Annotated in this window: 21 protein-coding genes and 1 riboswitch; of the genes, 13 read left to right on the forward strand and 8 right to left on the reverse strand. The window is 72.1% G+C overall.

Going from position 1 to position 25,938, the window contains the following annotated elements; genetic code table 11:
* The first annotated feature begins 238 nt into the window (after window positions 1–238).
* Window positions 239–3,103: an alpha/beta fold hydrolase gene (locus ABZ780_RS18830; protein ID WP_357010158.1), complete on the forward strand. Its 2,865-nt coding sequence runs from the start codon at window positions 239–241 to the stop codon at window positions 3,101–3,103.
* A complete protein-coding gene (locus tag ABZ780_RS18835) occupies window positions 3,103–3,999 on the forward strand; it encodes an ABC transporter permease subunit (protein ID WP_357010160.1) in 897 nt (298 codons plus the stop codon). Before ABZ780_RS18830 ends, ABZ780_RS18835 begins: the two co-directional genes overlap by 1 nt.
* Window positions 4,000–4,025: 26 nt before the next feature.
* Here the strand turns inward: ABZ780_RS18835 and ABZ780_RS18840 are convergent, their stop codons facing one another.
* Window positions 4,026–4,712 (reverse strand): DUF4232 domain-containing protein, encoded by a 687-nt coding sequence (locus tag ABZ780_RS18840; RefSeq protein ID WP_357010162.1) that lies wholly within the window; start codon window positions 4,710–4,712, stop codon window positions 4,026–4,028.
* Window positions 4,713–5,485: 773 nt separating this feature from the next.
* On the opposite strand from ABZ780_RS18840, the gene ABZ780_RS18845 reads away from it, so the two are divergent.
* Window positions 5,486–5,947: a DoxX family protein gene (locus tag ABZ780_RS18845; protein WP_357010165.1), complete on the forward strand. Its 462-nt coding sequence runs from the start codon at window positions 5,486–5,488 to the stop codon at window positions 5,945–5,947.
* A 341-nt stretch (window positions 5,948–6,288) separates the two neighbouring features.
* Here ABZ780_RS18845 and ABZ780_RS18850 read toward each other — a convergent pair whose 3' ends face one another.
* The gene (locus ABZ780_RS18850) at window positions 6,289–6,594 is read right to left on the reverse strand and encodes a metalloregulator ArsR/SmtB family transcription factor (RefSeq protein ID WP_357486777.1); all 306 of its coding nucleotides are present in this window, start codon (window positions 6,592–6,594) and stop codon (window positions 6,289–6,291) included.
* Window positions 6,595–6,685: 91 nt separating this feature from the next.
* On the opposite strand from ABZ780_RS18850, the gene ABZ780_RS18855 reads away from it, so the two are divergent.
* The 4 genes from ABZ780_RS18855 (at window position 6,686) to paaN (ending at window position 12,534) form a co-directional block, all read left to right on the forward strand.
* Window positions 6,686–7,648 (forward strand): DMT family transporter, encoded by a 963-nt coding sequence (locus ABZ780_RS18855; RefSeq protein WP_357486779.1) that lies wholly within the window; start codon window positions 6,686–6,688, stop codon window positions 7,646–7,648.
* A 93-nt stretch (window positions 7,649–7,741) separates the two neighbouring features.
* Window positions 7,742–7,877, forward strand: a riboswitch (SAM riboswitch).
* A gap of 11 nt (window positions 7,878–7,888) precedes the next feature.
* A complete protein-coding gene (thrC, locus tag ABZ780_RS18860; RefSeq protein WP_357486781.1) occupies window positions 7,889–9,175 on the forward strand; it encodes a threonine synthase in 1,287 nt (428 codons plus the stop codon).
* Window positions 9,176–9,689: 514 nt separating this feature from the next.
* Entirely contained in the window at window positions 9,690–10,709 is a 1,020-nt protein-coding gene (locus tag ABZ780_RS18865; RefSeq protein WP_357486782.1) for a GNAT family N-acetyltransferase, read from the forward strand.
* Between the two features lie 151 nt (window positions 10,710–10,860).
* On the forward strand, window positions 10,861–12,534 hold the full coding sequence (gene paaN / locus ABZ780_RS18870; RefSeq protein ID WP_357486784.1) for a phenylacetic acid degradation protein PaaN: 1,674 nt from the start codon (window positions 10,861–10,863) through the stop codon (window positions 12,532–12,534).
* A gap of 138 nt (window positions 12,535–12,672) precedes the next feature.
* On the opposite strand, the gene ABZ780_RS18875 is transcribed toward paaN, so the two are convergent.
* The gene (locus ABZ780_RS18875; RefSeq protein WP_357486786.1) at window positions 12,673–13,194 is read right to left on the reverse strand and encodes a GNAT family N-acetyltransferase; all 522 of its coding nucleotides are present in this window, start codon (window positions 13,192–13,194) and stop codon (window positions 12,673–12,675) included.
* A 416-nt stretch (window positions 13,195–13,610) separates the two neighbouring features.
* Here ABZ780_RS18875 and ABZ780_RS18880 point away from each other — a divergent pair, with 416 nt between their 5' ends.
* The 3 genes from ABZ780_RS18880 to groL all read left to right on the forward strand — a co-directional run bounded on the left by ABZ780_RS18880 (window position 13,611) and on the right by groL (window position 17,000).
* The gene (locus ABZ780_RS18880; protein WP_053654337.1) at window positions 13,611–13,814 is read left to right on the forward strand and encodes a cold-shock protein; all 204 of its coding nucleotides are present in this window, start codon (window positions 13,611–13,613) and stop codon (window positions 13,812–13,814) included.
* Window positions 13,815–13,928: 114 nt separating this feature from the next.
* Complete coding sequence (locus ABZ780_RS18885; protein WP_357486787.1) at window positions 13,929–15,107, forward strand: hypothetical protein; 1,179 nt, start codon at window positions 13,929–13,931, stop codon at window positions 15,105–15,107.
* A 270-nt stretch (window positions 15,108–15,377) separates the two neighbouring features.
* Window positions 15,378–17,000 carry a chaperonin GroEL gene (groL, locus tag ABZ780_RS18890; protein ID WP_357010185.1) on the forward strand — a complete coding sequence of 541 codons (1,623 nt, stop codon included), beginning with the start codon at window positions 15,378–15,380 and terminating at the stop codon, window positions 16,998–17,000.
* 55 nt (window positions 17,001–17,055) lie between these two features.
* Here groL and ABZ780_RS18895 read toward each other — a convergent pair whose 3' ends face one another.
* The 3 genes from ABZ780_RS18895 to ABZ780_RS18905 all read right to left on the reverse strand — a co-directional run bounded on the left by ABZ780_RS18895 (window position 17,056) and on the right by ABZ780_RS18905 (window position 20,971).
* A complete protein-coding gene (locus ABZ780_RS18895; RefSeq protein ID WP_357010188.1) occupies window positions 17,056–17,301 on the reverse strand; it encodes a hypothetical protein in 246 nt (81 codons plus the stop codon).
* An 86-nt stretch (window positions 17,302–17,387) separates the two neighbouring features.
* Window positions 17,388–18,323, reverse strand: a complete 936-nt coding sequence (locus tag ABZ780_RS18900; protein ID WP_357486789.1) for a GNAT family N-acetyltransferase — start codon at window positions 18,321–18,323, stop codon at window positions 17,388–17,390.
* Between the two features lie 68 nt (window positions 18,324–18,391).
* Window positions 18,392–20,971, reverse strand: coding sequence for a S8 family serine peptidase (locus ABZ780_RS18905; RefSeq protein WP_357486791.1), 2,580 nt, complete (start codon window positions 20,969–20,971; stop codon window positions 18,392–18,394).
* Window positions 20,972–20,999: 28 nt separating this feature from the next.
* On the opposite strand from ABZ780_RS18905, the gene ABZ780_RS18910 reads away from it, so the two are divergent.
* Window positions 21,000–22,868, forward strand: a complete 1,869-nt coding sequence (locus ABZ780_RS18910) for a glycerol-3-phosphate dehydrogenase/oxidase (protein ID WP_357486932.1) — start codon at window positions 21,000–21,002, stop codon at window positions 22,866–22,868.
* A gap of 86 nt (window positions 22,869–22,954) precedes the next feature.
* The gene (locus ABZ780_RS18915; protein ID WP_357486793.1) at window positions 22,955–23,491 is read left to right on the forward strand and encodes a hypothetical protein; all 537 of its coding nucleotides are present in this window, start codon (window positions 22,955–22,957) and stop codon (window positions 23,489–23,491) included.
* A gap of 14 nt (window positions 23,492–23,505) precedes the next feature.
* On the opposite strand, the gene ABZ780_RS18920 is transcribed toward ABZ780_RS18915, so the two are convergent.
* Window positions 23,506–24,906, reverse strand: a complete 1,401-nt coding sequence (locus ABZ780_RS18920) for an FAD-linked oxidase C-terminal domain-containing protein (protein ID WP_357010199.1) — start codon at window positions 24,904–24,906, stop codon at window positions 23,506–23,508.
* Window positions 24,907–24,973: 67 nt separating this feature from the next.
* Here ABZ780_RS18920 and ABZ780_RS18925 point away from each other — a divergent pair, with 67 nt between their 5' ends.
* Complete coding sequence (locus ABZ780_RS18925) at window positions 24,974–25,258, forward strand: DUF4031 domain-containing protein (protein ID WP_357010202.1); 285 nt, start codon at window positions 24,974–24,976, stop codon at window positions 25,256–25,258.
* On the opposite strand, the gene ABZ780_RS18930 is transcribed toward ABZ780_RS18925, so the two are convergent.
* The gene (locus tag ABZ780_RS18930; RefSeq protein ID WP_357486795.1) at window positions 25,230–25,886 is read right to left on the reverse strand and encodes a metal-dependent phosphohydrolase; all 657 of its coding nucleotides are present in this window, start codon (window positions 25,884–25,886) and stop codon (window positions 25,230–25,232) included. The genes ABZ780_RS18925 and ABZ780_RS18930 overlap by 29 nt on opposite strands.
* Window positions 25,887–25,938 lie beyond the last annotated feature (52 nt).

Below are 25,938 nucleotides of genomic sequence, written 5' to 3' on the forward strand. Positions count from 1 at the left end.
GAGCGATGTCACCATTCGTCCGGGTTGTCGACACGCTGTGTGGCATTGGCGGGTGTGACATGAAGGGATCGAGGTGGATATCTGAGGAAGATCGGAATTCACAGGATCCGAACTCAACTCACTGGCACGCGCCGGACGATGGGCGGTCGCACCCCACCCGATCACCGATCGGGGCAACCGGACGGACGTACGGCGGATCTCAGCCAGCGCTCAGGCTGTGGGCCGTACCGTGTGCCGCATGAGATCGCCATCGCCGGCCGCGTGGTTCCGGCGTGCCCTGCCCACCCGCCGTCGCGTGATCGCCGCGGCGGCGGTCGTCGTGCTGCTGGCCGCCGCCGTCACCTGGGCGGTGTGGCCACGGGAATCGGGCGTACGCACCCAGAGCGCGATGCTCACCGTCCGCTCCGGACCGTCCGGTGACGAGCCCGTCGACCTGGACACCACTTTCTACCTGCCGGCCGAGGCGTCGTCCGGTCGGAAGGTGCCGGCGGTGCTGCTGGCGCACGGGTTCGGCGGCACCAAGGAGTCGGTGCGCTCCGACGCGAAGGAGTTCGCCGGGCGCGGGTACGCGGTGCTCACCTGGACCGCGCGGGGCTTCGGCCGCAGCGGCGGCGAGATCCACCTGGACAGCCCGGACTACGAGGTGCGCGACGCCGAGCGGCTGCTGGACTGGCTGGCCGCCCGGCCCGAGGTGCGAACCGACGCCCCCGGCGACCCGAAGGTGGGCGTGGTCGGCGGCTCGTACGGCGGTGGGCTGGCGCTGCTGCTGGCCGCCCAGGACCCCCGGGTGGACGCGATCGTCCCCATGATCACTTGGAACGACCTGTCGCGTGCGTTCCTGCCGGAGAGCACCGGCCGGGAGCCGACCGAGGGCGTGTTCAAGAAGGGCTGGGCCGGCCTGTTCTTCGGCGGGGGTGGCAACGTGGGTTCCGGCCCGGCCGGGATCTCCGGCGGCACCTCCGAGCAGCCGCAGGGCGCACCGGAGTCGGCCGGCCCGCCCAGCCCGGGGCCGGGCGCCGGCCCGGGCACCGGTCCCGGTGGGGCTCCGGCCGGCGCGGCCGACCCGTCCTGTGGTCGGTTCGCCGCCGACGTGTGCGCCGCGTACCTGCGGATCGCCACCACCGGCCAGGCCGACCAGGCCGCCGTGGACCTGCTTCGCCGTTCCAGCCCGGCGGGCGTGCTGGACCGGATCAAGGCGCCCACGCTGCTGGTGCAGGGCGAGGCGGACACCCTCTTCCCGCTCGGCGAGGCCGACGCCAACGCGAAGGGCATCGCCGCCGCCGGCACCCCGGTGCGGGTCGCCTGGTTCACCGGCGGCCACGACGGCGGCGCCGGCCCGAGTTCGGATTCGGACCGGGTGAAGTTCCTGACCGTCCAGTGGCTCGACCACTACGTCAAGGGCGAGGGCGACGCGCCCGGCGACGACTTCACCTGGTCGCGCATCGCTGGCTTCGACGCCCTCGACCGGGGTCTGGTCGCCACCGGCTTCCGTACCGCCGACTACCCGGGCCTGGGCGGCGACAGCCGCCGCGAGATCACGGTCGCCGGCCCGGCCCAGTCGATCGCGAACCCGCCGAACGGCAACCCGGCGGCCATCTCCTCGATCCCGTTCGCCGGTGGGCTCGCCTCGCTGCTCGGCGGAGTGGCCGGCGACGTGCCCGGCCAGCACGCCCGGTTCGAGTCGACGCCGCTGACCGACGCGGTGGACGTGGCGGGCGCGCCCACCGTCACCCTGCGGGCCGCGTCGCCGACGGGTGAGGCGGTGCTCTTCGTCAAGCTCTACGACGTCGACAAGGACGGCGCGGCCACCCTGCCGAACGGGCTGGTCGCCCCGGTCCGCCTCACCGGCCTGCCGCAGCGGGTGCAGGACGCCCGCCCGGTCACCGTGACACTGCCCGGGATCGTCCACCGCGTCGAGGCCGGGCACCGGCTGCGCCTGGTGGTCGCCACCTCCGACCAGGCGTACACCACGCCGGCCCAGCCCACCGTCTACACGGTGGCGGCGGACGGCGCGGTCAGCCTGCCCACGATCAGCGGCGAGCCGATCCCCACCGCCGCGACCGTGTGGCGCTGGGTGCTCGCCGGCCTGCTCGCCGCCATCGCGATCGGGCTCGTCGTGGTCGTCGCCGTGGTCCGCCGCCGGCACCGCCGCCAGGACCGTTCGGTGCATCCGGAGTACGCGGACACGCCGCTGGCCGTGCGCGCACTGCGCAAGGAGTACGCGGACGGCTTCGTGGCAGTGTCGAACGTCGACTTCGAGGTGCACCCGGGTCAGGTGGTGGGCCTGCTCGGCCCGAACGGTGCCGGTAAGACCACCACACTGCGGGTGCTGATGGGGCTGACCCAGCCGACCGCAGGCGAGATCTACGTCTTCGGTCGTCGGCTGGTGCCCGGCTCGCCGGTGCTCTCCCGGATCGGCGCGCTGGTGGAGGGGCCCGGTTTCCTGCCGCACCTCTCCGGGCTGGACAACCTGAAGGCGTACTGGAAGGCCACCGGGCGCCCGGCGGAGGACGCGCACTTCGACGCGGCGCTGGAGATCGCCGGACTGGGCGACTCGGTGCACCGGAAGATCAAGAACTACAGCCACGGTATGCGTCAGCGGCTCGCCATCGCCCAGGCCATGCTCGGGCTGCCCGAGCTGCTGGTGTTGGACGAACCGACCGACGGGCTCGACCCGCCGCAGATCGCCGAGATGCGCCGGGTGCTCCAGCGGTACGCCACGGACGGCCGCGCGGTGCTGGTCTCCAGCCACCTGCTGGCCGAGGTGGAGCAGACCTGCACGCACGCGGTGGTGGTGAACAAGGGTCGGATCGTGGCGTCCGGGCCGGTGGAGGAGATCGTGGGCGAGTCGCCGAGCGTGCTGTTCGACGTCAGCGACCCGGCGGCGGCGCGGGCGGTGCTGGACGGCCTGCACGGCGTACGGGTGCTGCCGGAGAGCGACGGGCAGTTGGTGGTCGACACCAACGGCACGGCCCGCAGCGAGGTGGTGGCCGAGCTGGTGCGCGCCGGCATCGGAGTGGACCGGGTGGTGCCCCGGCGCCGCCTGGAGGACGCGTTCCTCGCCCTGGTGGGCGAGAACTCTCGGGGAAGCGGTGACCGGTGATGGCTGGCTCTTCCGTCGACACGCCGCTGGGCGTGACCGACCCGGCCGGTGCGGCCCGCGGTTACCGGCCGTCGGCCACCATGCCGTTCGCGGCGGAGTTCCGCCGGCAGGCGTCCCGGCGGCGGACCCAGCTGGCGCTCGGGTTCATGGTGCTGCTGCCGCTGATCATCCTGATCGCGTTCCAGTTCGACTCGGGCGGCGACGACGACAACGGCCGCAACGAGTTCTCCAGCCTGGTCGAGTTGGCCACCTCCGGTGGGCTCAACTTCACCCTGTTCTCGATCTTCGTGTCGGCGTCGTTCCTGCTGGTGGTGGTCGTCGCGCTGTTCTGCGGCGACACGGTGGCCAGTGAGGCGAGCTGGGGAAGTCTGCGCTACCTGCTGGCGATCCCGGTGCCCCGCGCCCGGCTGCTGGCGGTGAAGCTGGTGGTCGCGCTCGCGTACTCGGGATTGGCTCTGCTTCTGCTGGCCGGCACCGCCCTGCTCGCCGGCACCCTGCGCTACGGCTGGTCGCCGCTGCGCAGCACGGTCGCCGCCGAGCTGGAACCCACCGAGGGGCTGCTCCGGTTGCTGGCCGTGCTCGGCTATCTGGCGGTCGTCCTGCTGGTGGTGGCCGGGCTGGCGTTCCTGCTGTCGGTGACGACGGACGCCGCGTTGGGCGCGGTCGGTGGTGCGGTGCTGCTCTGGATCCTGTCCAGCATCCTGGACCAGATCACCGCCCTGGGCGCGGTGCGTGACTTCCTGCCCACCCACTTCAGCACGGCCTGGCTGGGGCTGCTCTCCACCCCTGTGCAGACCGACGACGTGGTACGCGGATGCATCTCCGCGATCAGCTACGCGACGCTGTTCTGGGGGTTGGCGTTCTGGCGTTTCACCCGCAAGGACATCACGTCATAGCCGGCTGATCTCGTTGCCGGCCGGTCTCACAGCCGGCTGTCGGGTGGGCTCACCGAGGACGGCACCGCGCTCGGCGCCGGCGGCGGGGCCGGCCGCGTCGGCGCTGGCGTCGACGGCTCGGCCTTCTTCCAGGCGCTGACGCCGATCCGGCCGGTGTTACCCAGGTCGATCGGCCCCTCCGGGTCGACTTCCTGGGCCGGCTGCCCGGCAGCGGGCGCGACCATCAGGTACGCCCCATTGGTCGCCACGACTGTCGAATCCGTGACCAGGTTGCGCCAGAGCACCACGGCGGTGGCCCGCTCACCGGTTCGCAGCGTGACCTCGTGGGGCGGCTGGTCGAAGCCCATCGTGATGTCCTTCGCACCGTTGACCACCCGCAGAACGATCGGCTGGCGCTCCTCGTCCAGCACCTGCAACCCCGGGTAGCCGTTGAGTCGATAGGGCTGCTCGCCGCAGTTCACCAGCTCCAGGCCGAGGGCACGTAGGCCCATGGCCGCGTCTCCGCCGGTTGCCCGGATCCGGATGCCGGATTCCGGGCATTCGGCCAGCGGGTCGCCGCTCGCCGACGGGCTCGGTGCGGTCCGGCCGTCCCCGCCCTGGCCCCGATGGTCGCCAGGAGTGCAGGCGCCGAGCAGGAGAACCACCGCGAGCGCCGCGCCGATGCGTCGCCGCGCTGCCCTGTCGTGCGAGATCATCCGCTGATCATCGCTCATGTCGACGTCCCACCACTGCCCACGGCCCGGCATCCCTCCAGGGCCCGGCATCCCTCCGCGGCCCGGCCTGCCCGAGGTCCCTCTGCGGCCCGGCTTGCCCGCCGCTGCCTGGCCTGCCGGCTGCCTGCCGCCCGCCTGTCCGGGCCCTCCTGGCGTGCCTTTGGAGCTGAATCGTTCGCGACATCGCCCGCCTGCTCGCCTATCGCCGTCTGTTGATCCACTCCATTTCGCCGACATTGCGGCATCCCGCGACCTGGTCACCCCAATATCGGGGATATGGAGTTGACCATGCATGCGCAGGGTCTGCGAGCCGTAGCGGCCCGCATGTCGGTCGGGGGGAGTTGGCGGATCGGCGGGTGGACGCAGCCCGCGCTGGTTTGCCCGGACAGGCCGGTCGCGGCGGCCATGGCGAGGCACGGGTTGATTCTGTGCTGTGGGGTGACGACGACAAGCCGGCCGTGGTGAGTCGAGGCGGGCGCGGGTCGGCGCGATGGGCAGTTCAACAAGCTGTACGGGCAACTGAACAGGCTGTATCTTAAAGTTCGGGAGCGCTCCCACGACGCCAAGTTGGTGGGGCGTGCAGCTCAAGTTCTTGCATAGGTGCAGCTGGCGGGGCGTGGGTGCCACGCATCTGCCGCTAGGAAGGCTCTCGGCCGCGAACACTTTTCCGAGATGTTTTCGGCCAGGATCTTCCCACTAGCAAGGAATTTATATACTTCAATCCCTTCCTGCCTCATCATTGACGGGTATCTATCTCTGTCGATGGAGGTCTCATGAACTTGTCTCGGCTCGGCGGGCCGATCCTGTCCCTGTTCCGCATCGTGACCGGCCTGCTGTTCGCGTTGCATGGCCTGTCCTCGATCTTCGGGTTGTTCGGCGGCAACCCCATGACCGGCAAGGCGATACCCTTCGGCACCTGGCCGGGCTGGTGGGCAGCGCTGATCCAGCTGGTCTGCGGCGCGCTGGTGCTGGTCGGGCTCTTCACCCGACCCGCCGCGCTTCTCGCGTCTGGCTCGATGGCGTACGCCTACTTCGTCGTGCATCAGCCTGAGGGCCTGCTGCCGCTGCACAACGGCGGTGAGCTCTCGGCGCTCTTCTGTTGGTCGTTCCTGCTGGTCGCGGCGCTCGGGCCGGGCTCCTGGGCGCTCGACACGCTGCTCGTCGGGCGTCGCGCCGATTCTCCATCGGCGCCAGCACCTGCCTCGTCGGCCGAGCCCAGCTCCGTACCCGTCTGACCGCACACGTGCCGCGCGCTGCCGGAGCCTCGATGGGGCGGCTCCGGCAGCGCGCCTGGCGAGGGGTCATTCCTTTGCTGATGTCGCAGACGATTCAGCTCCATAGCGTGCGCCGGTGACATGTCCCACCTGCCCGGCGCTACGAGCGTGCTGACGGGCGGGGCGACGCGGCGTCAGGCCGGCGGCGAGGGCAGCGCGACGAGTGCGCTGGCGGGCAGGGGCGCGCGGCGTCAGGCCGGCGGCGTGGGTGGCGCGGCGAGTGCGCTGGCGGGTGGGGGCAGCGTGGCGTCAGGCCGGCGAACGAGAGTGGCGTCAGGCTGGCGGGCGAGGGCAGCGCGGCGTCAGGCTGGCGGGCGGGGGGTGAGAACGGCGTCCAGGAGGCCGGGGTAGAGCTTGTTCAGCTCGTCACGGCGGAGGCGGACGTAGCGGCTGGTGCCGGCGGCCCGGGTGCGGGTGATGCCGGCCTCGCGCAGCACCTTCAGGTGGTGGCTGCGGGTCGCCTTGGAGACGCCGATCTCGAAGGTGTTGCAGGCGTGCTCGCCGCCCTCGGCGAGTGCTCGCACGATCTGTAGGCGCACGTCGTCGGCGAGCGCGGCCAACACCGCGGTGACCGGTACGGCGGTCAGGTCCGGTTCGTGCAGCTCCACGTGACCAGTGTAACCGTTGTTCGACAATCCTCGAACCAGCTCCTATGGTCGGTGCCGTTGGTTCGAAGATACTCGAACATTGGAGCTGACGATGCGATCCCGTGCCGCCGCCTATCCGCTGCTCGCCGTGCTCAGCTGGGGCGCGATGTTCCCGATCCTGGCTACCGCGCTGACCCGGGTGGACCCGCTCAACCTGACCACCGTCCGGTACCTGCTGGCCGCCGTCATCCTGGTCGCCATCCTGCTGCTCCGGGAGGGCGCGACCGCGCTGCGGCTGGGCGGTCGGACGGTCGAGGTGGTGGCGCTCGGCGTGATCGGCTTCGCCGGCTTCAACCTGCTCACCAGCCTGGCTCTCGACCATGCCGCCCCGCAACAGATCGCCCTCTTCGTGGCCACCACCCCCGTGATCACCCAACTGGTCCGCTGGGTCCGCGACGGCGTACGCCCAACGCCGCTCTTGCTGGCCCTCTCCCTGGTGGCGCTCCTCGGAGTCGGCCTGGTGATCACCCGCGGGAGCCTGGCCGGTCTCGGCCAGTTCGGTCTCGGCGGGCTCATGATGATCGGCGCGGTGCTCGGCTGGGCGATCTACACCCACGGTGCCAGCCGGTTCGGCGCCTGGTCGCCGCTGCGCTTCACCACCCTGACGGCGGTCACCGGCACGGCCGCCATGCTGGCCGTGAGCATCGGCGCCGACGCCGTCGGGTGGCAGCACGTGCCGGCCGCCGCCGACCTCGTGGCGGTCACCCCGCAGTTGGCGTACGCCGTGATCGTCGCCGCCGTCATCGCGGCGCTCGCGTGGAACACCGGTGTGCAGCGACTCGGTTCCGCCAACGCCGCCCTGTTCATGAACCTGGTGCCGGTGGTCACCTTCGTGGTGCAGATCGCCCGCGGCTACCGGCCGGAGCCGGTCGAGCTGGTCGGGGCCGCCATCACCATCGCCGCTCTGGTCGCGGCGAACCTCGCCACGCGCACCCGGCCCTCGGCACCGCCCCGGCCGGCGGCGGTCACCGACTCGGTCGCGGTGGTCGATCCGATGGCGGTGACCGCCCGCTGACCACCCGCCCTGACCTGGTCGACTAGCTCACAGCGTGGGATCCGCGCTGGATGCGACGGCCGGCGGTGCCTAGACTCGACGGCACAACTGAATACCTCATCCAGAGGGGCTGAGGGATACGGCCCGACGACGCCCCGGCAACCACCCTGCGCGCTCACCGCTGAGCGACCTGCGGGGCAGGTGCCAATTCCGTCCCTGCCGCACCGTGCGATGCGGGGAAAGATGAGAGGACTCCCCGACATGACGTCGACCCTCGCCGCCTCCGGCATCGACACCTCCACCAGCCCCGCCCGCGCCCTGGTCTGTCGCGCCTGTTCGGCCCGCTACCCGCTCGCCGCCCAGCACGCCTGCTACGAGTGTTTCGGCCCGCTGGAGGTCGATTACGACACCGCTGCCCTGGCCACGGTCACCCGCGAGCAGATCGAGGCCGGCCCGAAGAACATCTGGCGGTACGCCGCGCTGCTGCCCGCAGGTCAGGACCCGGCCACCCGGGTCACCCTCGACCCGGGGCTGACCCCGCTGGTGGCGGCCCCGCATCTCGCCGCCGAGCTGGGCATCACCGCGCCGCTCTGGGTCAAGGACGACAGCGCCAACCCCACCCACTCGTTCAAGGACCGGGTCGTCTCGGTGGCGCTCACCGCGGCGAAGGCGCTCGGCTTCAGCCGGTTCGCCTGCGCGTCCACCGGCAACCTGGCCAACTCGGTGGCCGCGCACGCCGCCCGCGCCGGCACCCCCTCGGTGGTCTTCATCCCCAGCGACCTCGAGCAGGGCAAGGTCATCACCACGGCCGTCTACGGCGGTGAACTGGTCGCCATCGACGGCTCGTACGACGACGTCAACCGGCTCTGCGGCGAACTGGTCGAGACCGACGAGTTCGAGGACACTGCATTCGTCAACGTCAACGTCCGGCCGTACTACGCGGAGGGCTCCAAGACCCTCGGCTACGAGGTGGCCGAGCAGCTCGGCTGGCGGATCCCGGCCCAGGTGGTCATCCCGATGGCCAGCGGCGAGCTGCTCACCAAGATTGACAAGGCGTTCTCCGAGCTGGTCGAGATCGGGCTGGTCGAGGCACCGGCCGGCGGCTGGAAGGTCTTCGGCGCCCAGTCGGCCGGCTGCAACCCGATCGCCTCGGCCCTGCACGCCGAGACCGACACGATCACGCCGGTCAAGCCGACCGGCATCGCCAAGTCGCTCAACATCGGTGACCCGGCCGCCGGCCTCTACGCGTTGGAGGCGGTCCGTCGTACCGGCGGCTGGATGGAGTACGTCGACGACGACGAGATCCGCGCCGGCATCCGGCTGCTGGCCCGCACCACAGGTGTCTTCGCCGAAACCGCTGGTGGGGTGACGGTGGCGGTGCTGCGGAAGCTTGTCGAGTCCGGTCGGCTCGACCCGACGGCGGAGACGGTCATCTTCAACACCGGCGAGGGCCTGAAGACCATCGACGCGGTGGCCGGTCAGGTCGGCCCGACACACCACATCAAGCCCTCGCTGCGCGCCGCCCGCGACGCCGGCCTCCTCGGCTGACGCGCCCCCGTCCCCAACCCCTCCCCACCCTCGGTTCCCCTCGCCGGCCCGCCGGCCTGCCCGCCCGCCCGCGCCTCACTCGTCGCCGGTCGCTTACCGGCCACGTGCTGGCGTGATCGACTCCGTTTCGCCGACATGGCGGTATCCGCCTCCTCGGAAACCGCAACATCGGCGATATGGAGTGGGTCATGCGCCGGGCCGGGCCGGGTGGGCCGGGGTCGGGCCAGGGCGGGTCGGGCGGGGGAGGGGGGATCGCCCGGACGGGGGATCGGGTCGATCCGCCGGGTAACTGGCTTTTCGCGGTGAGTGTGGAAAACCCGCCGCTGCGGACTTGACGGCAGGAACCGGACGGCGCAAGATGCTCCGTGCGGGAGGGCATTTCGCCGGAGACTTTTGAAGTTCTTGCGACCCAACGCCGGAGGCGTTGTGCGAGTGTCCCTCCCGACCACGTTCGATCGGGCCACCGGATTAATTCGGTGGCCCGATCGCTTTTCCGGGTGCCAGGCTCGCCGGCATGAGCATCACGATCGTGTCGTTCGACGGCTCCGACCGGGCCGCGATCGACCAGGCGTACCGGATTGGCGCGGCGGCCAACGACGTCGACCTGCCGTATCTCCCGCCGTTCTGTCGCCGTCGCTTCGACGCGCTCTTCCACACGCCGATGCCCGGCACCGAGTCGCTCTGGGCGCTGGCCCGGCTGGATGGCGTGCCGGCCGGCTACCTCCAACTGGATCTGCCCCGACTCGACAACACCGACAACGCGTCCGTCGAGCTGACGGTGCATCCCGAGCTGCGGCGTCGCGGCGTCGGCCGGGCACTGCACGAGTACGGGGTGCGCCTGCTCCGCGAGCACGGACGCAAGCGGGTGGTCGGAATGTCCGTCCGCGCGCTCCCCGACGGCCCGGCCCGCACGGGCGCCGGTGATGCGTTCGCCGCCATGACCGGAGCCCAGGCCGCGCTGGTCGAGGTGCGTCGCCGGCTGGCGGTCGACACCGTCGACCGGGTCGCGCTGAGGTCGGCGCTGGCCGAGGCACACGCCCTGGCCGAGGGGTACCGGTCGGTCACCTGGCAGGGTGCGACCCCGCCGGAGTACCTGGCGGACATCGCCTACCTGGACGGCCGGCTGCTCATGGACGCGCCGATGGGGGACGTGCAGTGGGAGCCGGAGCAGGTGGACGCCGAGCGAATCCGGGGCACCGAGCGGGCGTTGGAGGCCCGGGGTCGGCGGCGCTACCACCTCGGGGTGCGGCATGAGGAGTCCGGCCGGCTGGTCGCCTGGACTCTGCTGGACGTGGGTGCCAGCGCGGACTGGCACGCCTTCCAGCAGATCACCATCGTCGATCCGGCTCACCGGGGGCACCGGCTCGGCCTGCTCGCCAAGATCGAAAATTTGCATCACCTGCTCACCCACGAACCGGCGGTACGGGTCATCGACACCTTCAACGCGGCCAGCAACAGCTACATGATCGCGATCAACGAGCGGCTCGGCTTCCGCCCGGTGGACTCCTGGAACAACTGGCAGCTCACCCTCTGACGAGCAATCGGCGCTACTGCTCCTGCGATGTCCTCAGGCATGCGTCTCTGCCGGGCATTGGCGCTACTGCTCGCGGACCGTTCTCAGGCATGCGTCTCTGCCGGGCATTGGCGCTACTGCTCGCGGACCGTCCTCAGGCATGATGGCGGGCATGACGGAGACCCCGCAGCCCCTGTACGACAGGCACGCCGACACCCTCAACCGCGCGCTGACCGCGATCACGGAGCGGGGCTACTGGTCCGCGTACCCCGAATCGCCCAGCCCCCGGGTGTACGGCGAGACCGCCGCCGCCGACGGCAAGGCCGCCTTCGAGGCGTACCTGGGTGGCGACTTTCCTCTCGACCAGCCGGGCACGGGCGGGCGGATCGCCACCGAGGCGAGCCCGTTCGGTGTGGAGCTGGCGGTGCGCTATCCGCACGCCACCCCCGACGAGCTGATCGCCGCCGCCTCCGCCGCGCTGCCGGCGTGGCGCGACGCCGGCCCGCAGGCCCGGGTGGGCGTCTGCCTGGAGATCCTCGACCGGCTGCACAAGAACATCTTCGAGCTGGCCAACGCGGTGCAGTTCACCAGCGGGCAGGCGTTCGTGATGGCCTTCCAGGCCGGCGGCGCGCACGCGCTGGACCGGGCGTTGGAGGCGCTGGCGTACGGGTACGCCGAGATGACCCGGCACCCGGGCACGGCGGGCTGGGAGAAGCCCGCCGGCAAGGGCGACCCGCTGCGGATGACCAAGACCTTCCACGTGGTGCCCCGTGGAGTGGCGCTGGTGATCGGCTGCAACACCTTCCCGACCTGGAACTCGTACCCGGGGCTGTTCGCCTCGCTGGTCACCGGCAACCCGGTGATCGTCAAGCCGCACCCGCGCGCGGTGCTGCCCCTGGCCGTCACTGTGAAGTACGCCCGGGAGGTCCTCGCCGAGGCCGGTTTCGACCCGAACCTGATCCTGCTGGCCGCCGAGGCGCCCGGCGAGAAGCTCGCCAGTGACCTGGCACTGCACCGGTCCGTGAAGATCGTCGACTTCACCGGCTCCACCGAGTACGGCGACTGGCTGGAGACGCACGCCCGGCAGGCGGCCGTCTACACCGAGAAGGCCGGACTGAACACGGTGGTGATCGACTCCACCGACGACTTCGCCGGCATGTGCCGCAACCTCGGGTTCACGCTGACCCTCTACAGCGGTCAGATGTGCACCACCTCGCAGAACATCCTCATCCCGGCCGGCGGTATCGAGACCGACCAGGGGCACAAGAGCTTCGACGAGGTGGCCGGCGGGATCGCCGCGGCGGTCGGCAAGCTGACCGCCGACCCGGCCCGGGGCGTCGAGCTGACCGGCGCCATCGTCAACGACGGGGTGCTGGAGCGGCTGGCCGAGGTGACCAAGGTCGGCGCGCCGGTGCTGGAGTCGCGGGCCGTGGCACACCCGGCGTACGCCGACGCGGTGGTGCGTACCCCGACGATCGTGAAGCTGGCCGCGGACGACGCGGACACCTACGGCCGGGAGTGGTTCGGGCCGATCTCGTTCGCCATCGCCACCGACTCCACCGCGCACAGCCTGGAGTTGATGCGCCGGACCGTCGGCGAGAAGGGCGCGCTCACCGCGGGGGTCTACTCGACGGACGAGGCGGTGCTCGACGCCGCCGAGGCGGTGGCGGTCGAGGTCGGGGTGCACCTGTCCTGCAACCTGACCGGCGGGGTCTTCGTCAACCAGTCGGCGGCCTTCTCCGACTTCCACGGCAGCGGTGCCAACGCGGCGGCCAACTCGGCGCTTACCGACGGCGCCTACGTCTCGAACCGCTTCCGGATCGTGCAGTCTCGGCGGCACGTCTGATTCTGGCTGCGGTCGGGGTTTCCGGGGCAGCCCGACCCACTCCGGGCGGTCAGGCTTGATCCCCGCGCGGGTCGGGCCGCCCCGGAAACCCTTCGTGGGCACGCTGGTCGGGGCGCTGCCGGCTCTTGGGCAGCAGCTCTAGGCCGGTCGGCGCATTTGCAGCTCGGTCAGTGCCGGGACCGTGGGGTGTGGGACGCGTACGCCGGTGTCGGTGAAGCCCAGCCGCTGGTAGGCGCGGTAGGCGCGGTCGTTGCCGACCACCACCTCCAGCATCAGCTCCGGCCGGCCACAGGCTCGGGACCAGGCTGCCACCTCGTCGATCAGCTCGCCGAGCAGCCCGCTGCCCCGCCGGGCCGGGGTGACGTACACGGCGTAGATGACGGTCAGCTCGGGCTCGTTCGGGGCGACTGTGCCACCGGCGTGCCCGACCAGCCGGCCGCCCGGGTCGGCGATGAACTGCGCCCTGTTGGGCCCGAGCGAGGTGTACGCGACCCGGGCGGCGTACTCGGCGTGGGAGAGCGCCGCGGCCTGGGCCACGGTCTCCAGAAAGGCCAGCGGTGCGTCGGCGAGCATCTCCAGGCGCAGCGCCCGCATCCGGGCGGCGTCCTCCGGGCGTACCCGACGGATCTTCGTCGGCCGGAGGCCTGGATCGGTGGTCATGCCCGCATGCCTATCACAGGGGTGGACGACGGTTTCGACGTCCTCGATCGCGTCGTCGAGGTACGCGCCTCCGCTGCGCGCCTGCGTCTGTTCCGCAACCTGGTCGCCAGGGCGGGATCGTCGCGGGCGACACGAGGCGACAGGTGCCGCAGCGCCGTCCGCAGCGCGCCGGTAGTTATGAGCATGGATTGCTTTGATCGAAAACAGGGGATGGCTCCTGCTGTCGGAAACGCGCTCGATGCCGCCCGTGATGTGCCCGATTTGCGGTAGTGCGCGGCCGTCACTCCTCGTGTAGCGTGCGATTTCGGTCACCCATTTCAGCGGTCGACGTCGATCGGTGAAGCGGTGGTCGGAAGGCGTTCGGCCCTGCCGTGCGCCGGGGCCAGGCAACGCCGCGCAGAGTGAGGAAGTGCACCGTGGCACAGGGCACCGTGAAGTGGTTCAACGCCGAAAAGGGCTACGGCTTCATCGCCGTCGACGGCGGTCAGGACGTGTTCGTCCACTTCTCCGCGATCGAGATGGACGGTTACAAGGCGCTGGACGACGGTCAGCGGGTTGAGTTCGAGATCGCCCAAGGTCAGAAGGGTCCGCAGGCGGAGCACGTCCGCGTCGTCGCCTGAAATTCTCGGCCGGCCGGCCGGTGAATCGCCTCCGGTCGTCGGAGGGTCGGGGCTGTGGTGGTGACGCCCACCCGGGAAGATCGTGAACCGTCCAGCCGATGCTGAGGAGGGTTCATGACCGACCAGCCACCCCCGCCCACCCCACCCCTCGGGCCGGGGGAGCCGGGTCCGTCCGACCCGACCTCGCCCGGCACGCCGCCTGCCTCCGGCGCGGCCCCCGGCATGCCGCCGGGCACGCACTTCGGTCCGCCGCCGGGCATGCCGCCGGGCGCGCCCTCCGGTCCGCCGCCCGGTTGGGATCCGGCGCAGGGTGGTTGGGGGCCGCCGCAGCAGCAGGGCTGGGTCTTCCCGCCCACCGGCGGCTACCCGCCCGGGGTGGGTCCGTACGGCGGGCAGCCGTGGTATCCGGGGCCACCGGTCGGCTGGTACCCGCCGGGTCACGGCCTCGACCCCAACGATCCCCTGGTCACTCCGCCCGGTGCCGGAATCTACGGCTGGCTCAATCGGGTCAACGGCGCGCTGCGTCGGGGTTGGCGGCAGTTGGTGCCGATCCTGCTGCTCACCCAGGTGCTGCCGTCGGCGGTCCTCTCGGTCATCTCGCTGGCCGTGGACCCGTCGGCCGGCTGGGAGGCGCAGGCCGATCTGGACCCGGCGGCCGGGCTGCCGGACAACTTCGCCGTCGACATGGCAACCCTTCTCGTGGCACTGATCGGCGGCAGCCTGCTCTTTGGTCTGGTGCAGGCGGTGGGGTGGGCCGCCGGCAGTTGGGTGATCACGCAGCAGGCCGCTGGCCGGCCGGCCAGCATCGACGCGGCGCTGCGGTACGGCGTGCGCCGGGCGCTCGGTCTGTGGGGCTGGACTCTGCTGATCAGCGTGCTCGTCGGCGTAGGTGTCTGTTTCTGCCTGCTGCCGGGCATCTACCTGGCGTTCGCGCTGAGCATGGCCGGCCCGGTCTACCTCTTCGAACGGCGCAACCCGATCGGCCGGTCGTTCCGGATGTTCCACGACCGGCTCGGGCTGCTGCTCGGCCGGGTGGCGCTGGTGGCCGGGGTGGTGATCGTCGGCAGCATGATGGGCGGCTTCCTGGAGTCGCTGGGCATCGTGGCGCTGGGCCCGGACCCGCTGGCGTCGCCGGGCGCCGCGGTCGTGGCGGTGGCCGTGATCGGCGTCACCGCGGTGCTGGTCCTGCCGGCCCACCTCGTCCAGTTGGTCGGCCTGCTGGTCACGTACACCGAGCAGCGGGCCCATGAGGCACCGGTGAACAGCGCCGGACTGGCGGCGGAACTCGGCTGAGCGCCCCCATCGTGCTTGCACTCGGCAGGGGAGAGTGCTAAACAAGTCATTGGCACTCGCATACCGTGAGTGCCAATGGTCGGGACGGTGGGGCCAGGTTGCACCGGCGTGGAGACGCCGGGGTGGCATGGCCGGTCGTCGCGGGCTATCCGGCCCGGCCGAAGGACGTCGTCGTCGCCAGGTGGCGACGTCCCAAGGTGCGTACACCAGGCGGCCCATCCGGGGCACACATCTCGGGTGGCCCGTGAGTGTCCAGGAGGACAACGCCGTATGGCCAAGATGATCGCGTTCGACGAAGAGGCTCGCCGTGGCCTCGAGCGAGGCATGAACCAGCTCGCTGACGCCGTAAAGGTGACCCTCGGCCCCAAGGGCCGCAACGTCGTGCTCGAGAAGAAGTGGGGTGCCCCCACCATCACCAACGATGGTGTGAGCATCGCCAAGGAGATCGAGCTCGAGGACCCGTACGAGAAGATCGGCGCCGAGCTGGTCAAGGAGGTCGCCAAGAAGACCGACGACGTTGCCGGTGACGGCACGACGACGGCGACCGTCCTGGCTCAGGCCCTGGTGCGCGAGGGCCTGCGCAACGTGGCCGCTGGCGCCAACCCGATGGCCCTGAAGCGGGGCATCGAGGCTGCGGTCGCGAGCGTCTCGGAGGAGCTGTCCAAGCTCGCCAAGGACGTCGAGACCAAGGAGCAGATCGCCTCCACCGCCTCCATCTCCGCTGGTGACAGCACCGTCGGCGAGATCATCGCCGAGGCGATGGACAAGGTCGGCAAGGAAGGCGTCATCACCGTCGAGGAGAGCAACACCTTCGGGCTGGAGCTGGAGCTCACCGAGGGCATGCGCTTCGACAAGGGCTACATCTCGGCCTACTTCATGACCGACCCGGAGCGCATGGAGGCCGTCTTCGACGACCCCTACCTCCTGATCGTCAACAGCAAGATCGCGTCGGTCAAGGACCTGCTCCCGATCCTGGAGAAGGTCATGCAGTCGGGCAAGCCGCTGCTGATCATCGCCGAGGACATCGAGGGCGAGGCCCTGGCCACCCTGGTCGTCAACAAGGTCCGGGGCACCTTCAAGTCGGTCGCCGTCAAGGCGCCGGGCTTCGGTGACCGCCGCAAGGCCATGCTCGCCGACATCGCCATCCTCACCGGCGGCCAGGTCATCAGCGAGGAGGTCGGCCTCAAGCTCGACGCCGTCGGCGTCGACATGCTGGGCCGCGCCCGCAAGGTCGTGGTGACCAAGGACGAGACCACCATCGTCGACGGTGCCGGCGACGCCGAGCAGATCCAGGGTCGGGTCAACCAGATCCGGGCCGAGATCGACAAGAGCGACTCCGACTACGACCGCGAGAAGCTGCAGGAGCGGCTGGCCAAGCTGGCCGGTGGCGTCGCGGTGATCAAGGTCGGCGCGGCCACCGAGGTCGAGCTCAAGGAGCGCAAGCACCGCATCGAGGACGCCGTTCGCAACGCGAAGGCGGCCGTCGAGGAGGGCATCGTCCCGGGTGGTGGCGTCGCGCTGGTGCAGGCCGGCAAGACCGCCTTCGACAAGCTGGACCTGGTCGGCGACGAGGCGACCGGTGCCAACATCGTCAAGGTCGCGCTGGACGCCCCGCTGCGGCAGATCGCCGTCAACGCCGGCCTTGAGGGCGGCGTCGTGGTGGAGAAGGTCCGTAACCTCGAAGCGGGTCACGGCCTCAACGCCGCCAACGGCGAGTACGTCGACCTGCTGGCCGCGGGCATCATCGACCCGGCCAAGGTGACGCGCTCGGCGCTGCAGAACGCCGCCTCCATCGCGGCGCTCTTCCTCACCACCGAGGCTGTTGTCGCGGACAAGCCGGAGAAGAACCCGGCTGCCCCGGCTGGCCCGGGTGGCGGAGAGATGGACTTCTGAGTCCAGTCCGACACAGAACGGGGCGGGCCGCTGACGCGGTCCGCCCCGTTCGTCGTCAGGTGGGCAGTGGGCGCTGGTTGCGCCGTTTCTTCGCCTGGTCGTACGGCGGAGGCAGTTGGATCGGCGCGTCCACCATCTCCTGCGACTCCTCGACCACCGACGTGCCGTCGGTGGTCATCTCGGCCAGTTGCTCGGCGTCGCCGTAGTCGAGTCGGTCGAACGGCAGTTGACCGGGGAGTTCAGCGACCGGCTTCCAGGTGATCGGCGGGCCGTCCTCGGTCTGGTCATCATCCGTGGTCATGGCTGCCTCCTCTACCGAAACGGTAGGGGGCGTCGATGATCGATGCGGGGCGAACGCGTTATCTGGGTCTATGTCCCGTTCGCCCTTTAATCGACATGGAGTGTCCGCCGGTACAGGAAGAAGACCCGCTCGATCCGGGCACTCGCGCTGCCCGAGTAGAACGGCACCGGCCCCACCCAGCCGATCTGAGCCCGGTCCAGCCCCGCCGCCCGCTGGTCACGCAGGCAGCGCCGCAGCAGCACCCCACCGATGCCCGAACCCTCGGCGGCCGGCGCGGTGCCCATCGGCCCGAACCAGCTCGGTCGGGACGACCCGTACGCGGCGAAACCCAGCACCTCACCGGCTCGCTCCGCGAGGTGGCAACCGGCGCCCTCGCGACCCACCGACCCGGCCAACTCGCCGTCCCACGTGCCACCGAAGGCGGACCGGGCGAACGCGGTCAACGCCGGCAGGTCCGCTGGCACCGCCCGGCGTACGGTGATGCCCTGATCGGCCAGCCGCCGCTCCGCCGCCTCGGTGGACCGCAGCGCCGGCGACCCGTCGTACGACAGGTCGGCGGTCATGTTCCAGGCGGTCCGGTCCTGCCGGTAGCCCAGCGCGAGAGCGGTGCAGACCGCCGCCGTGTAGCGGACGTCGATGCCCGGCCACGCGTAGTACGGCGGGTTGCCGGCCAGCAGCACCTCGGTCACGCCGCGCTCGGCGAGCACCCGCTCGGCCCGAGCCAGCAGCGTCCGGCCGACACCCCGGCGACGCTGGTCGGGCAGCACCGCGACCAGATCGACGTGCCCGGTGGACGGGTCGCTCGACGACACCGAGCAGAGCAGAACCCCGACCAGATCAGCATCCCGGTACGCGCCAAGCGCGGCCACCGGACGGTCGGCGGCGGCCCGGGGCCAGAGCACGTCCACGATGGCAGCGGCCTCGGCGGCGTCCTCGGGCAGGTCGAGAGCCCGCACGCAGAGCCGTACCACGGTGGAAACCAGGTCGGGGGTCAGCTCGGTGACGGTGATCTCGACGTCCATGGTGGCCGACCCTAGATCACCGTGTGCCGAGCCGCGCTCCCGCCCATCGAGCCGAAACGACGTCCCGCCTATCGCCGGGCGGCCTGGACGGCGGCGTAGGCGTCGACCTGGCCCGCGCCGGTGACGTTGGCCGGGCCGCCACAGGCGTCGGCCGGGTCGCGGGAGCTGTAGGTCGGCTCGGCCGATGTGGCGGTGTCCCGCAGGATCTGCCGGGTCCGGGGCAGGTCACCGACGAGCGCCGGGTTCGCTGACCACATCAGCGCGACCACTCCGGCGACCTGCGGGGTCGCCATCGAGGTGCCGTCCAGTGCGGCGTACCCGCCGCCCGGCATCGCCGACACCACACCCACCCCCGGTGCCAGCAGGTCCGGTTTGCCCGCACTGCCCGGCACCGGACCGCGCGAGGAGAACTCGGCCACCCGCCGCTGCGCGTCGACCGCGCCCACGGTCAGCACGTTCGAGTACGGCGCGGGCGGGTCGTCGATCGACCCGCACCACGGGCCGGTGTTGCCGGCGGCGGCGACCACGAAGATCCCGGCGGCATCCAGAGCCGTGCTGGCCGGCAGCAGCGCGACCGGGTCGCAGCCCTCGATCGGCGGGCAGCCCCACGAGTTGGTCAGCACCTGCGGGGCGCGCTCCGGCCGGCCGTCGGTGAACGGGTCACCTCCGGTCGGGAAGGGGGCCAGCATGAACTGGAGGCACTCCAGGTAGTGCCCGGGGCTGCCCAGGTTGCGGTCCAGGTTGACGCAACCCACCCACTGCGCGTCCGGCGCCACCCCGATGCCGTCCCGTCCGACCGCGCTTCCGACCGTGTGGGTGCCGTGCCCGCCCTGGTCGTTCGGGGCGCGGGTGCCGTTCCACGGGTCGTACCAGGAGTCGTCCCCGCCGCGGAACCCGGCCCGCAGCGTCGGGTGGCCTCCGTCCACTCCGGAGTCGGAGCTGCCTACCACGATGCCCGCTCCGGTCACCCCGAGCTGTGACCAGACGCGGTCGGCGCCGATCTGCCGGATGTTCCACTCCGGGCCGGTGGGTGCCGGCGCGGTGCCCCGGGTCTGCCCCGCCGGGGCGGGCAGTGGCCGCAGGCGCTGGCTGACCAGCACCCGGGCCACCTCGGGCCGACGCGCCAGCCAGGCCCGCACGAACGGGCCGCCGTCCACCTCGACCGCGTTCACCAGGTAGTACGGCACCGGGTCGAGTCGTAGCCGGGTCACGTCCCGGCGCAGGTCGGCCTGGCTCCGCTCGGCGGTGGCCACGAGCCGCCGGTAGACCTCGGCCGCCCGGGCGTCGCGTCCGGCCTGCCCGGGTGTGCCGGCCGGCAGACCGGTCAGGTCGGCCTGCTCCCGCAGCACCACCAGCAGCCGCTCGCCGTGCAGCCCGGGTTGTCCCGGCCCGACGTCGACGACGACCGCCGTCACCAGCAGCACCGCCGCCGTCAACGCGGCCACCCGACGGCTCGGCGTCCGCGCCGCCGGTCGGGCCAGCAACACCCCGTACCCGATGGCGACCAGGACCGCGACGGCGAGCCCGGCACCGGCGGCGACCGCCACCCAGAACGGCACGTCGCGGGTGCCGACCAGCAGCAGGGTGATCTCTTCCGGGTCGGTGAACGCCAGCGGTCCGAGCACGGCCAGGCCGACTAGCCACCCGGTCGCGGCCCGGCCGGTACGGGAGGCGTCCGTCGCCGCCCCGGATGTCGGCCGCAGGATCGCGGCCCAGAGGGCGGCCAGCGCGAAACCCGCCGGTGGCAGCGTCAGCAGGGCGGGCAGTTGTGCGCCGGACTCGCCGACACCGGCGGCGAGCAGCAGCAGCGCCACCCCGGCGACCAGGCCACCGACCAGCACCAACCGGGCCGGGCGGGGCGGCCGGCCGATCGCGAACCGGGACCAGAAGGTGGCGTCCAGCAGTGTCGCCGCCAGCACGCCCAGGGCGGCGGCGGCCAGCGCCGCGAGCGCGGTCTCCAACAGCCCGCCGAGCGCGCCGAGCCAGGCCCAGGGCAGCAGGAGCGCGAGCCCGGCGGCGACCGCGAGCAGCGGCACGGGTCGGCGCATCGCCCGCCCGCGCCCGGCCGGCTCCGGAGCGCCGACGGCCCCGGTCGCCCCGCCGCCGCCGGCACTGTCGGGCGCAGCCCCGCCGCCGCTGTCGGGCGCGCCCTCGGCTGCGGCGTCGGGGCCCGGCCTGCTGCCGACGCCCGAGCGGGTGGACGCCGACCGGCGTGCCCACCAGCGTAGGACGAGCGTCGTGAGCGCCGTCGCGCCGGCCAGCACGGCCAGGTACGCCTCGTGGTGCACCGGCGGCACGATCCGCACCAGCGTCAGCACCGCGAGCGTGAGTGCCGCGCCCAGCCAGGCCCGCCCGGTGGCCCGGACGGCGGCCGAGCGGGGCAGTAAGGCCAGCAGCACGGCGGGAGTGCCCACCAGCGCGGCGGTGAACAGGCCCAGCACCGGCCAGAGCCAGCCGACCCGGTCTCGCCCGAAGCTCAGCAGCACCTGGTCGGTGAGCCAGCCACCGGACTGGGCGACGACGGTGACCGCCACCGTCCAGCCGCCGGCCAGGACGGCCGCGACCACCGGCCACGGGTTGGCCCGGGCCGTGGCCCACGGCTGGTGGGGCGGTGGTTGACCAGCGGGTGACGTAGAGCCGACCTGCATGACTCGCACAGTACGGGGCGAGCGCCGCATGTCGACCGGTGACCATGGCGGCTACGGTGGACAGGTGCGTGATCCGAATGTCTCCCGAGCCGTCGCCGGCCAGCTCTCGCCGGTCCGCCGTGCCTCCGACCTGCGCCGACTGCGTGCCGAGCGCTTCGACGTGCTGGTCATCGGGGGCGGCGTGACAGGTGCCGGTGCCGCTCTGGACGCCGCGTCCCGAGGGCTGAAGGTGGCCCTGGTCGAGGCCCGCGATCTCGCCTCGGGCACCTCGAGCCGGTCCAGCAAGCTCATCCACGGTGGGCTGCGCTACCTGGAGCAGTTGGAGTTCCATCTGGTCCACGAAGCGCTGACCGAGCGGGGTCTGCTGGCGACCCGACTCGCGCCGCACCTGGTTCGCCCGGTGCCATTCCTGGTGCCGCTGCCGGCGGGTCGGGGTCTGCGGGACCTACCCGCCCGGATCTTCCGCCGCTCGTACTACGGCGCAGGTGTGGCCACCTACGACGCCTTCGCCGGTCTATTCGGTGGCGGCCGGGGCATGCCGCTGCACCGGCACCTGACCCGGGAGGGGGCTCGGCGGATCTTCCCGAGCCTGCGGGCCGACGCGCTGGCCGGGGCGATCCGCTACTACGACGGGCAGGTCGACGACGCCCGACTGGTGGTCACCCTGGCCCGCACCGCGGCCAGCCTCGGCGCCACGGTGGTCAGCAGCACCCGCGCTGTGGGGCTGATCCGGCAGGCGCGGGAGGTCACCGGCGTCCGGGTTCGCGACCTGGAGGCGCCGGCCGGGTCCCCGGACGCCGAGTTCGAGGTGCAGGCCCGCACGGTGATCGCCGCCACCGGTGTGTGGAGCGACGACATGTCCCGGATGCTCAACGACGTGGGGCTGCGGCCCGGCATCCGGGTGCGCGCCTCGAAGGGGGTGCACCTGGTGGTGCCGCGCTCGGCGATCACCGGTGAGACGGGGCTCATCCTGCGTACGGCGCGTTCGGTGCTCTTCGTCATCCCGTGGGGCGGGCACTGGATCATCGGCACCACGGACACCGACTGGCGCCTGGACAGATCCCACCCGGCGGCCTCGGCCAGCGACATCGACTATCTGTTGCAGCAGGTCAACACCGTGCTGGACCGGCCGTTGACCACCGCCGACATCGAGGGCGTCTACGCCGGGCTGCGCCCGTTGCTGGCCGGCGAGGCCGACTCCACCTCGAAGCTCTCGCGCGAGCACGCCGTGTTCGAGCCGATGCTGGGGCTGCTGCTGGTCGCCGGCGGCAAGTACACGACGTACCGGGTGATGGCCTCGGACGTGGTCGACCGGGCGGTGCGTCGGTTGGGTGGCGCCCGCGCGTCGCGTACCGCCGACCTGCCGTTGCTCGGCGCGGACGGCTATCCGGCGCTGTGGCGGGACCGTGCCGACCTGGCCCGTCGGCACGGTGTGCCGGTGGGCGTGCTGGAGCACCTGCTAGAGCGGTACGGCAGCCTCACGCTGGACCTGCTCGCGATGATCGACGCCGATCCGCTGCTCGGCTCGCCTCTGGCCGGGGCTCCGGAATACCTGGCCGCCGAGGTCGCGTACGCGGCGCGGGCCGAGGGTGCGCTGCACCTGGAGGACGTGCTGACCCGGCGGACCCGGATCTCCTTCGAGACCAGTCACCGTGGCCTGGAATCGGCGGAGCACGCCGCCGAGCTGATGGGCGCGGTGCTCGGTTGGGACGCGGCGACCCGGGCCCGCGAGGTCGAGCACTACCGCGTGCGGGTGGAGGCGGAGCGGCAGTCCCAGTTGATGCCGGACGACGCGGCGGCGGACGCGGCCCGACTGGGCGCTCCGGACGTTCGGGGTTACGCCGCGGACCGGGGTGACGAAGACGATCAGGCTGAGTTGCGTCCGTCCGCTCGGTGATGAAAAATACGTTACCAAGGGGTAACTAACGATACCCCCCCGAATGGTGGTTTCGGACGCTACCTACGGTGGGGTAGGTTCCGCGCGTGCCTTACCGCGCGCACTCCCGCCCGCTCGCTCTCCTTCTCGCTGCGGTGCTCGCCAGCGCCCTGACCGGTTGCGCGCCGCTCGACCGGGATGCGTCTGTGGAGCCGGCCGCGCAACCACCAGCCGGTGCGGCAGCGGGCGGGTCGGAGCCCGAGATTCCGACCACGATCGCCGTGGGTCAGGTCAGCCTGCTGCAACGGCTCGGCGCGGACGGCCCGATGCGCACCCTGAGCGTCCAACGGGACGGCAGTTGGCAGTGCCTCGACTGTGCCGGTGACGGGGTCACCTCCCGGGGCAGGCTCGCCCCGGAGTTGACCGAACGGCTTCAGGTGCTGCTGGCCGACCCGGCGCTGGCCAACGAGACCGACCAGGTCCGGCGGTACCGGGCGACCTGCATCGACGCCCTGACGTCCAGCCTGCTCACGTCCTCCGGGCTGGTCACCTCACAGGACTGCCCGGGTGAGGAGCGGACGGCGGTTGCGGGGGAGATCCTGCTGCTGCTCACCCAGGCAACCCCGGCCGAGATCGAGGGCTGACCAGAGCCCTCGGGTCAGAGCACCTTGCCGGGGTTGAGCAGGCCGGCCGGGTCGAGCGCCGACTTGATCGCCTGGTGCACCCGGACGCCGACCGGGCCGATCTCCCGGGCCAGCCAGTCCCGCTTGAGCAGCCCGACCCCATGCTCGCCGGTGCAGGTGCCGCCCAGGTCCAGGCCGAGCCGCATGATCTCGTCGAACGCCCGCCGGCCCCGCTCCACGCTCGCCGGGTCGGCCCGGTCGACGACGATGTTCGGGTGCATGTTGCCGTCCCCGGCGTGCCCCACCACGCCGATCGGCACCTCGCACTCCGCCGCGATCCGGGCCACCCCGTCCAGCAGCGCGGCGAGCGCGCCGCGCGGCACCGCCACGTCGTCGATCACCAGGCCACCATTGCCGCCCGGGTACGCGTCGGCGGCGAACTTCTCCATCGCCGGGTGGGCCAACCGTCGGGCCTGCAACAACGCCGCCGCCTCCACCGCGTCGGTGGCCGCGTAGACCTCGTCGGCGCCGGCGGCCTCGCACACCTCGGCCAGGCCGGCCAGGTCGTCGGCCGCCCGGCTGCCGGTGTCGGCGGCGGCCAGCAGCAGGGCCTGCGCGTCGGTCCGCAACCCCATCGGTTGGTACGCCTCGATCGCCCGCAGGTGGGTCTGGTCCAGCAACTCCAGCAGGCTGGGGCTGAGACCCTGTGCGGCGATCTCCGCCACCGCCGCGCCGGCAGCCGCCGTGGACGGGAAGACGGCGACCAGGGTCAGCGATTCGGCCGGGGCGGGGCGCAGCGCCACCGTCACCTCCGTGATCACCCCGAGGGTGCCCTCCGAGCCGACGAAGAGCCGCGTCAGGTCGTAGCCGGCCACCCCCTTGGCGGTACGCCGGCCGGTGCGCAGCACCTCGCCGGAGGCGAGCACCACCTCCAGGCCGAGCACGTACTCGGTGGTCACCCCGTACTTGACGCAGCACATGCCCCCGGCGTTGGTGGCCACGTTGCCGCCGATGGTGGACGACTCCCAGGAGCCGGGGTCCGGCGGGTACCAGAGCCCCTGCTTGGCCACCGCCGCCGCCAGCGTCGCATTGACCACACCCGGCTGGACCACCGCGATCCGGCTCACCGGGTCGATCTCCCGGATCTCGTTCATCGCGACGGTGCTGAGCACCACCGCGCCGTCCACCGCGTTCGCCGCGCCGGCCAGCCCGGTCCGCGCACCCTGCGGCACCACCGGTACGCCGTGCCGCGCCGCCGCCCGCACCACCGCGACCACCTGTTCCGTGCTGGTCGGGCGGGTCACCACCAGAGGAGTGCCGGCGGCGCAGAGGTCGGCCTCGTCCCGCTCGTGCATGCGCAGCAGATCCGGGTCGGTGAGCACGGCGTTCTCGCCCAGCGCGGCGCGCAGGTCGTCGAGGAGTCCGGTGGGGGCCATGCAGCCGAGGCTAGGTCGCCGGCCGCCGATCATCAACATGATCGACTCTGCGGGCTAACTTGGGCACATGCTCTACCTGGACCGGCCAGCCTGGCCGTGGCGCGGCCGGCTCTGGTCACACCTGATCAGCGACGTCTCCTACGCCGAGCTGCACGCCTTCGCCGAGGCGCTGGGCGCACCCCGGCGCGGCTTCGACCGCGACCACTACGACATCCCGGCCGACCGGTTCGCGGCGGCGGTGTGGCTCGGAGCCCGGGTGGTGCCGAGCCGGGAGCTGGTCCGGTTGCTCCGCGACGCCGGCCTGCGCCGCCCGAAGCACCTGGTCAGCCCGCGAGCGTCGACGGCCCGCTGAGGCTGGCCAGCTCCCGGCGCAGGTTGTCCCGGGCCGGCTGCTCCCATCGGTCGGCGAGAGGGGGCAGCCGGAACAGCGCGGGCAGCGCCAGCAGCGCGGTGAGCACGCCGGCCCGACCCGTCCGGAAGGCCGGCTCGGGCACGTGCGCGTACTCCTGCCGGATGGCCGCCGCGTAGCGGTCGTAGGCGGCCGGCGGCGCGGCCAGCACGGCGAGGTCCGCGTCGCAGAGCAGGGCGCCGTCCCGATCGTCCGTCGGCACCGCGTGCCCGGCGGTGAGCAGCACGAGCCGGCGCACCTCGGCCACCGCGGTCGCCGGCACCCCGAGCCTGGTGAGCAGGCTCTCGGCCAGCGCGGCGCTGTCCCGTTCGTTGGTGTCGCCGGGCGCCCGCGGGTCGTAGATCGCGTCGTGGCACCAGCCGGCCAGGCGGACCAGGTCGGGCCGGTCGGCCAGCGCGGCGTGCCCGTCCACCACGTCGAGTACGGCGGTCAGGTGCGCCACGGTGTGGTAGCGCCGGTGCGGCTCCCGCCACCGGGTGAGCAGGTGCTCCCCGGCCCGGGTCGCGGCATCGTCGAGCGTCACCCCGGCACCCCGGGCTGCCGCCCGCCACCGGTCCAGCAGGTCGGTCACCGCCCGAGTCTGCCGCATTCGTCCCGTGCGCGTGGGGCGGGAGGATTCAGCG

This window comes from Micromonospora sp. NPDC047467 (assembly GCF_040643095.1).
GTDB lineage: Bacteria > Actinomycetota > Actinomycetes > Mycobacteriales > Micromonosporaceae > Micromonospora.

Excerpts from the sequence above, each read along its gene's own strand:
- ABZ780_RS18835 (WP_357010160.1), top strand. The coding sequence starts at position 3,103 with ATGGCTGGCTCTTCCGTCGACACGCCGCTGGGCGTGACCGACCCGGCC.
- groL (WP_357010185.1), top strand. The coding sequence starts at position 15,378 with ATGGCCAAGATGATCGCGTTCGACGAAGAGGCTCGCCGTGGCCTCGAG.
- ABZ780_RS18905 (WP_357486791.1), bottom strand. The coding sequence starts at position 20,971 with ATGCAGGTCGGCTCTACGTCACCCGCTGGTCAACCACCGCCCCACCAG.
- ABZ780_RS18840 (WP_357010162.1), bottom strand. The coding sequence starts at position 4,712 with ATGAGCGATGATCAGCGGATGATCTCGCACGACAGGGCAGCGCGGCGA.
- ABZ780_RS18855 (WP_357486779.1), top strand. The coding sequence starts at position 6,686 with ATGCGATCCCGTGCCGCCGCCTATCCGCTGCTCGCCGTGCTCAGCTGG.
- ABZ780_RS18830 (WP_357010158.1), top strand. The coding sequence starts at position 239 with ATGAGATCGCCATCGCCGGCCGCGTGGTTCCGGCGTGCCCTGCCCACC.
- ABZ780_RS18845 (WP_357010165.1), top strand. The coding sequence starts at position 5,486 with ATGAACTTGTCTCGGCTCGGCGGGCCGATCCTGTCCCTGTTCCGCATC.
- ABZ780_RS18910 (WP_357486932.1), top strand. The coding sequence starts at position 21,000 with ATGTCGACCGGTGACCATGGCGGCTACGGTGGACAGGTGCGTGATCCG.
- ABZ780_RS18900 (WP_357486789.1), bottom strand. The coding sequence starts at position 18,323 with ATGGACGTCGAGATCACCGTCACCGAGCTGACCCCCGACCTGGTTTCC.
- ABZ780_RS18920 (WP_357010199.1), bottom strand. The coding sequence starts at position 24,906 with ATGGCCCCCACCGGACTCCTCGACGACCTGCGCGCCGCGCTGGGCGAG.
- paaN (WP_357486784.1), top strand. The coding sequence starts at position 10,861 with ATGACGGAGACCCCGCAGCCCCTGTACGACAGGCACGCCGACACCCTC.
- ABZ780_RS18895 (WP_357010188.1), bottom strand. The coding sequence starts at position 17,301 with ATGACCACGGATGATGACCAGACCGAGGACGGCCCGCCGATCACCTGG.
- ABZ780_RS18925 (WP_357010202.1), top strand. The coding sequence starts at position 24,974 with ATGCTCTACCTGGACCGGCCAGCCTGGCCGTGGCGCGGCCGGCTCTGG.
- ABZ780_RS18885 (WP_357486787.1), top strand. The coding sequence starts at position 13,929 with ATGACCGACCAGCCACCCCCGCCCACCCCACCCCTCGGGCCGGGGGAG.
- ABZ780_RS18865 (WP_357486782.1), top strand. The coding sequence starts at position 9,690 with ATGAGCATCACGATCGTGTCGTTCGACGGCTCCGACCGGGCCGCGATC.
- thrC (WP_357486781.1), top strand. The coding sequence starts at position 7,889 with ATGACGTCGACCCTCGCCGCCTCCGGCATCGACACCTCCACCAGCCCC.
- ABZ780_RS18875 (WP_357486786.1), bottom strand. The coding sequence starts at position 13,194 with ATGACCACCGATCCAGGCCTCCGGCCGACGAAGATCCGTCGGGTACGC.